The organism is Rhodopseudomonas sp., assembly GCF_048594845.1.
In the GTDB taxonomy this organism is placed as follows: Bacteria; Pseudomonadota; Alphaproteobacteria; order Rhizobiales; family Xanthobacteraceae; genus Rhodopseudomonas.
In genome coordinates this window covers 1-7417 of sequence record NZ_JBMDXE010000097.1, presented here as the reverse complement: position 1 = coordinate 7417, position 7417 = coordinate 1, and the positions used below count along the sequence as shown (strand labels likewise).

Here is a 7417-nt window from a genome sequence, read left to right as displayed (position 1 = left end):
CGCGGCGCGGAGCGGCGTGCCGCTGCTGCCGGGCTCCGGCCTGCTGGAGACGATCGACGAGGCGCTCACTGAGGCCGCGCGGATCGGCTTTCCGCTGATGCTGAAGAGCACTGCCGGCGGCGGCGGCATCGGCATGCAGCTCTGCCACGACGAGACGACGCTGCGCGAGCGCTTCGCCACCGTGCAGCGCACCGCCCGCGCGTCGTTCGGCGACGCGCGCGTCTATCTCGAACGTTTCGTCGCGGTGGCGCGGCACATCGAGGTGCAGATCTTCGGTGACGGCAACGGCAACGTGATCGCGCTCGGCGAGCGCGACTGCTCGCTGCAGCGGCGCAACCAGAAGGTCGTCGAGGAAACCCCGGCTCCCGGCATCTCCGATGCGATGCGCGCGCGGCTGCATCAGGCCGCGGTCGCGCTCGGCCAAAGCGTCAACTACGAGTCCGCCGGCACCGTCGAGTTCATCTACGATGTCGAACGCGAAGATTTCTACTTTCTCGAAGTCAACACCCGCCTGCAGGTCGAGCATCCGGTCACCGAGGCGGTGTTCGGCGTCGACTTGGTCGAATGGATGGTGCGGCAAGCCGCCGGCGACAGCCCGCTCGCCAACTACACGCCGCGCGCGCCGCAAGGCGCCGCGATCGAAGTGCGGCTCTACGCCGAGAACCCGAATGCCGGTTTCCGCCCCTCGGCCGGCCGGCTGACCCATGTGGCGTTTCCGGGCAGCGCACGGATCGACGGCTGGATCGAGACCGGCGTCGAGGTGACGCCGTTCTACGATCCCATGCTGGCGAAGATCATCGTGCATGCCGAGGACCGGCCGCGCGCGATCGCCAAACTGATCGACGCCCTGCGCGACACGGCCGTGGCCGGCATCGAGACCAATCTCGATTACTTGCGGGCGATCGCGCAGGCCGAGGTATTTCACAGCGGCCGTGTCGCCACCAACGTGCTGGCGAGCTTCGCCTTCGCACCTCACACTATCGACGTGCTGGCGCCCGGCGCGCAGTCCGGCCTCCAGGAGTTGCCCGGCCGGCTGCATCTGTGGCACGTCGGCGTGCCGCCGAGCGGGCCGATGGACGAGCGCTCGTTCCGGCTCGCCAATCGCCTCGTCGGCAATCCGGAGACCACCGCGGCGCTGGAGCTGACGGTGAACGGCCCGACGCTACGCTTCAACACCGACGCCGTGGTGGCGCTCGCCGGCGCCCGCATGGTGGCGCGGCTCGACGGTGGCGAGGTCGGGCATCATGCGCCGATCGCCGTGAAGGCCGGCCAGACGCTGGCGATCGGCAAGGTCGAAGGGTCCGGGCAACGCTGCTATCTGGCGGTGCGCGGCGGCTTCGAGGCACCGGAAATTCTCGGCTCGCGCGCCGTGTTCATGCTCGGCGCGTTCGGCGGCCACGCCACCGGCGTACTCAAGGCCGGCGACGTTCTGCATGTCGCGGCGCCGACCGCCACGCTTCCGACGCCGCGCGCCGCGACTGCGGAGGAAATCCCACCGCTCACCCGCGAGTGGGAGATCGGCGTGATCTACGGGCCGCACGGCGCGCCGGACTTCTTCCGCGACGACGACATCGCGACGCTGTTCGAGGCCGACTACGAAGTGCACTTCAACTCGGCGCGCACCGGCGTGCGGCTGATCGGGCCGAAGCCGCAATGGGCGCGCAGCGACGGCGGCGAAGCCGGGCTGCATCCGTCGAACATTCACGACAACGCCTACGCGATCGGCTCGATCGACTTCACCGGCGACATGCCGATCATTCTCGGCCCCGACGGGCCGAGCCTCGGCGGCTTCGTCTGCCCGGCCGTGGTGGCGCGCGAAGAACTATGGAAGATCGGGCAGCTACGCCCCGGCGACAAGCTGCGCTTCGTGCCGGTGACGCGCGCGGGAGATCCGCCTGCAGGACCGACGGTACTGCGCGGGCCGGCCGAGCTGGGTTCTGCGATTGTCGGCCGCCGCGACGATCAGGCCATTCCGGTGGTGTATCGCCGCGCCGGCGACGACAATCTGCTGATCGAATACGGCCCGATGGAGCTCGACATCACGCTACGGCTGCGCGTCCACGTGCTAGCCGAAGCGGTGGCGCAGGCCAGGCTGCCCGGACTGATCGATCTGACGCCCGGCATCCGCTCGCTGCAGATCCACTACGACAGCACGCAGCTCTCGCGCCGCAAGCTGCTCGACGTGCTCGGCGAGCTCGAGCGCGATCTGCCGGCAGTGGACGCCATGCAGGTGCCGAGCCGTATCGTGCATCTCCCGCTGTCGTGGAACGATCCGCAGGCGGTGCTGGCGATGCGCAAGTATCAGGAGCTGGTGCGGCCGGACGCGCCGTGGTGTCCGTCCAACATCGAGTTCATCCGCCGCATCAATGGCCTGCCCGACGAAGACGCCGTCAAGCGCATCGTGTTCGACGCCAGCTATCTGGTGCTCGGGCTCGGCGACGTCTATCTCGGCGCGCCGGTAGCGACGCCGGTCGATCCGCGCCATCGGCTGGTGACCACCAAATACAACCCGGCCCGCACCTGGACGCCGGAGAACGCGGTCGGCATCGGCGGCGCCTATATGTGCATCTACGGCATGGAAGGCCCCGGCGGCTATCAGCTGTTCGGCCGCACCATCCAGATGTGGAACAGCTGGCGGTCGACGCCGGAGTTCAAGCCCGGCCATCCCTGGCTGCTGCGGTTCTTCGACCAGATCCGGTTCTTCCCGGTGACGGCAGAGGAGCTGCTCGACGCCCGCGAGGCGTTTCCGCACGGCGCCTATCCGCTGCGGATCGAGGACACGACGTTCTCCGCCGCCGACTACGCGACGAGTCTGAAGGACAACAGCGCGTCGATCGCAGCCTTCAAGACGACGCAGCAGGCCGCATTCGAAGCCGAACGGCAGCGCTGGAAGGAGCTGCGGCTCGATCAGGTCGCCGACGATGCCGACCTCGCCGAGGGGCCGAGCGAAGACATTCCGGACGGCCACGTCGGCGTGTTCTCCGAAGTGCCGGGCAACGTCTGGAAGCTCACGGTGACCGAAGGTGACGCGGTCGAGGCCGGTCAGACGCTCGCGGTGATCGAATCCATGAAGATGGAGATCGCCATCCCCGCCACCGTGCAGGGCATCGTCCGCACCGTGAACGTCAAGCCGGGGCAGACCCTGCGCGCCGGGGATCTGGTGTGCGCCCTGGAGACGACGTAACAGCAGCGCTGCGGCGGGACGCCAGACGCGCCCGCCGCTTGCGCGCCCAGATCACCACGCCGGTGACCGACAGCGCCGCCACGACGAGGCCCATCGCCGAGATCAGGATGCGTCCCGGCAGGCCGAGGATGCGACCGGAATGCAGCGGAAACTGCATCTGCACGAAGACGTCGGCGGCGGTGCCGACCCAGGGCAGCCGATCGCCGAGCGGACGGCCGTCTTCGCTGTCGTAGTACAGCTGCGCCGGACCGACGCCGGCGGCGCCGTGATCGTCGCCGGGCTTGAAGAACGCCGCCGCATAGACGCCATGAGCCGGGCCGTAAAATAGCGAACCGAGCGGCTCGGTGAAGCCGCGCGCCTTGCCGTCGGCGGCCGCACGCTCGGCGATCTGCGCGAAGGTCATCTTGGGCTCGATCGGATCGTCGAGGCTGCGATAGGGCCGTTGCTCAAACGGCGTCGGCGTGTAGTTCGACACCGTCTTCATCAGCGGCGAGAACACTTCGAAGTACAGATTGAGTGAGAACGCCGTGAAGGCGACCACGAACAGCACCGCCCAGGTCCACAGGCTGAAGGCGCGGTGGATGTCGAAGTTGATCCGGTAGGCGCTGCCTGATGTCTTGATCTTCCAGGCCGGGGCCCAGCGCGCCCAGAAGCCCTTGCCGAGTTCGCGCTTGACCGCCGGCGCCTGTCCGGCGCGCAGCAGCTTGCGGGCCGGCAGCGTCAGATAGAAGCCGACGAAGCAGTCGATCGTCCAGATGATCGCGATGATGCCGAGCAGCCGCGCGCCCCAGCGATCGCTGCCCCAGAATTCGGGAATGTGCATCGTGTAGTGCAGCTTGTAGAGAAACGAGACGAAGTTCTCGCTGTTGACCGGCCACACCGCGCCCCAATAGCGCCGGCCGAGTTCGGCGCCGGTGTTGGGATCAAGGAAGATCTGATTGTAGTCGAGCGTGTAGCGTTTGCCGGTGGTCGGATCGATCCGCGGCTGCACGAAGAACGCCAGTGAGTGGCCGGGCTCCGGCGTCATCGGAAAGAAGATCACGCGCGCCCGCGGATCGCGCTGTTCGATCTGCCTGGCGAGATCAACCGACGGGATCGCCGGTCCGGCACTCGACACGTCGAAAAATTTGGCGTTGAGCGTCTCGGCGATCTCGTGATCCCACGAAATCACCGCACCGGTCACGCCCGAAAAGAACAGGAACGCCGCGGTGAGCAACCCAGCCCAGCGATGCAGGCGCCCGAAAACCGCTCTCATGGCACGCTCCGCTTGAGCGACCGCGCGATGATAGCCGCGCCGCCAATGGCCTTGCGGAAACACCGGGCCATGGGAGCGACGTGGAAAACTAGCAGAGCAGAACCTGACTGGATCATGGCGCCTTCTAGGTCAGAACCGTTCTGACCCGCTCTAGCGCGTTCAGCCGCTGAGTACAGACTCGCAGCCTTGGAATCGTTCAAACGCGGCGTCGCGCGAGCAAGTTCACGCGACTAACAGGCGCTGCGCAAAGCGTGATGCGACATCGTGCCTCGCGCTAGGCCGCACGCCGCGCGCGAGTTCCGCAGGTCGTCACGCCGACCAGCGATCCTCTTCCTCGCGATGCGCCTGCTCGTTGAGCCGCTGCGCGATCTCCTCGGCGAGCGTCTTGGTCTTCGCCTCGGCGATCTTCTCGCCGTCCTGAGTCTTCAGCTCGGTCCGGTCCGCATGAACCGGAAAGTCATCCGCTTCGAGTTCGTTTCCGCCTGCCTGATCGGGCATCGCGCATCCTCCGCTTTGACGCTTGCTGGCGGGAACAACGTTCTTCATCCGCAATTGTGCCACAGACGCACCGTCCACATAATGGACGAACAATGCGATTTAGCGATAATAATTGGACATCGCGACATTCGTCTTCATAATGCTCTGCATGATTGAAGATACGCCGTCCCACTCGCTGCCTGCGACGATGCTTTCGGCCGAAGCCATGCTGGCCGAAAGCGCCGGCGACGCGGCATTCGCCACCACGCTGGCCAAGGGTCTGATCGTGCTGGAGGCGTTCGACGCCGCGGCGCCGCTGCTCGGCAACATGCAGATCTCGGTGCGGACCGGCATTCCGCGTCCGACGGTGGCGCGGCTGACCCACACGCTCGCCGAACTCGGCTACCTGCGCTACGACCCGACGCTGTCGAAGTACGGCCTCGGCACCCGCGCGCTGCGGATCGTCCGTCCCCTGCTTGCCGACATGCCGTTCCGCCAGCTCGCCCGGCCGCTGATGCAGGATCTCGCGGTCAGCGTGCGCGGCACCGTGTCGATCGGGCTGCTCGACGGGCCGTCGATCGTCTATGTCGAGACCGCGCGCTCCGGCGACGTCGGCCCGCATAGTCCGGATATCGGCCTGCCGATCCCGGTGGTGCGCACCGCGATGGGCCGCGCTGCGGCGGCGCTGCTGCCCGACGACGAGGCCGCCCTGCTGGCGACGCGACTCGCCGCCACCGATGCGACGACGTGGGAGAGCTACGCCGAGCTGTATGGCTCCGGTCTGGCGCAATGCGCCGAGCGTGGCTTCTGCACGTGCTTCGGTGAGTACATGCCGTCGATCCACGCGGTCGCGGCGCCGCTGTTTCGCGCCAAATCGCTGCAGCGCACCTTCGCGATCAATTGCGGCATCCCCGAATTCCGCCTGCAGCCGGGCCAGCTTGAAGCCGAGATCGGCCCGCGGCTGCGCGCGCTCGCCGCCAGCATTCGCGCGCTGGTGGGCGAAGCCGAGCCGGTGATCCCACAACGAGCTAACGCCGCGGCGCGCTGAGCCGCGACGCCATCGATCGACCACGCCAGGGCCGCCGAGCAACGAGCGGACCGGACTGAGCACGGAGGACGATATGCCCCTGACGCGACGCACGCTGCTCGCATCGGCCGCCGCGCTCGCCGCGATCCGGCCGGCCTTCGCCGACGCCGAATGGCCGACGCGGCTGGTGCGGATGATCTCGCCCTACGGCGCCGGCGGCGCCAACGACATTTCGCTGCGGATCTTCAACGAATATTTCGAGCGCGAGCTGAAGCAGCAGTTCATTGTCGAGAACAAGCCCGGCGCCGGCACCCGCATCGCCAACGAGATGGTCGCCCACGCCCCACCGGACGGATCGACGTTTCTCTACGTTGCCGCGCCCTATGCGACCGCCGAAGCGCTGTTCGGGAAGCTGAACTACGAGCGTAAGGACCTAGCGCCTGTGGCGATGGCGGTGACGGCGCCGATCTTCCTGATCATCAACGCCAAGTCCGACTACAAGACGCTGCCCGAGCTGATCGCCTACGGCAAGGCCAAGACCGACGGCCTGACCTTCGCGTCGCCGGGCCCCGGCTCGCAGCCGCATCTCGCCGCCGAACTGCTGTTCAAGACCGCCGGCGTCAGGGGCCTCAACATCCCGTTCCGCGGCGACTCGGCGTCCTATACCGAACTCCTCGCCGGCCGCGTCGACGCCACCTTTACGGCAATCAGTTCGGCGCTGCCGCACATCCAGGCCGGCAATTTCCGCGTGCTCGGCGTCGCTTCCAGCGAGCGCAGCGCGATCTATCCGGATGCGCCGACGCTGGTCGAACAGGGCTTTCCGCAGATCGTCGCAGCCGGCTGGTACGGCTTCATGGCGCCCGCCGCGACGCCGGCGCCGATCGTCGCCAGGCTGCAGGACACCGTGCTGCGCGCGCTCCAGGACCCCGCCGTCAAGCAGAAGCTGCTCGATCAGGGCCTCGAAGCCAGCGGCCGCGGCGGACCGGAGTTCGCCGCCTTCATCGAGGCGGAAACCAGCAAGTGGAGCAAGGTGATCGAGGAGGCCGGCCTCAAGGGACAGCAATAACCGGCCGCGCCCCGCGGCCACGCGACAACCACAAACAAACAGCAAAGAGGAACGTCATGAGGACACTGATCGCCGGCCTCGCCGCAGCGATGGCTATCGCCTGCGCGACGACGGCCGCCCACGCGCAAAAGAAATACGATCCCGGCGCCACCGACAGCGAGATCAAGGTCGGCAACTTCGTGCCCTACTCCGGCCCGGCCTCGGCCTACGGCACCATCGGCAAGACCCATGCGGCCTACTTCGCCAAGCTCAATGCCGAGGGCGGCATCAATGGCCGCAAGATCACCTACCTGTCGGCCGACGATGCCTACAACCCGGCGCAGAGCGTGGAGCAGACCCGCAAACTGGTCGAGCGCGACGGCGTGCTGCTGATGTTCGGCGCACTGGGCACCTCGCACAACCAGGCCG

General features: G+C 67.5%; 6 protein-coding genes. 4 read left to right on the top strand and 2 right to left on the bottom strand.

Features of this window, described 5'->3' with window-relative positions; all coding sequences use genetic code 11:
• On the top strand, positions 1–3184 hold a 3184-nt coding region (locus tag ACOJTD_RS05710; RefSeq protein ID WP_420131962.1), incomplete at its 5' end, for a 5-oxoprolinase/urea amidolyase family protein.
• On the opposite strand, the gene fsrB is transcribed toward ACOJTD_RS05710, so the two are convergent.
• Together fsrB and ACOJTD_RS05700 are read right to left on the bottom strand one after the other, a co-directional pair.
• Positions 3126–4439: a siderophore utilization protein FsrB gene (fsrB, locus tag ACOJTD_RS05705; protein WP_420131961.1), complete on the bottom strand. Its 1314-nt coding sequence runs from the start codon at positions 4437–4439 to the stop codon at positions 3126–3128. The genes ACOJTD_RS05710 and fsrB overlap by 59 nt on opposite strands.
• A 309-nt stretch (positions 4440–4748) precedes the next feature.
• The gene (locus tag ACOJTD_RS05700; RefSeq protein ID WP_420131960.1) at positions 4749–4937 is read right to left on the bottom strand and encodes a hypothetical protein; all 189 of its coding nucleotides are present in this window, start codon (positions 4935–4937) and stop codon (positions 4749–4751) included.
• Between the two features lie 148 nt (positions 4938–5085).
• Here ACOJTD_RS05700 and ACOJTD_RS05695 point away from each other — a divergent pair, with 148 nt between their 5' ends.
• From ACOJTD_RS05695 to ACOJTD_RS05685, 3 genes are all read left to right on the top strand, one after another.
• Complete coding sequence (locus ACOJTD_RS05695) at positions 5086–5964, top strand: IclR family transcriptional regulator (RefSeq protein ID WP_420131959.1); 879 nt, start codon at positions 5086–5088, stop codon at positions 5962–5964.
• A 73-nt stretch (positions 5965–6037) separates the two neighbouring features.
• Positions 6038–7009 (top strand): Bug family tripartite tricarboxylate transporter substrate binding protein, encoded by a 972-nt coding sequence (locus ACOJTD_RS05690; protein WP_420131958.1) that lies wholly within the window; start codon positions 6038–6040, stop codon positions 7007–7009.
• Between the two features lie 56 nt (positions 7010–7065).
• Positions 7066–7417 (top strand): ABC transporter substrate-binding protein (locus ACOJTD_RS05685; protein ID WP_420131957.1); only part of this gene is annotated, 352 nt, incomplete at its 3' end.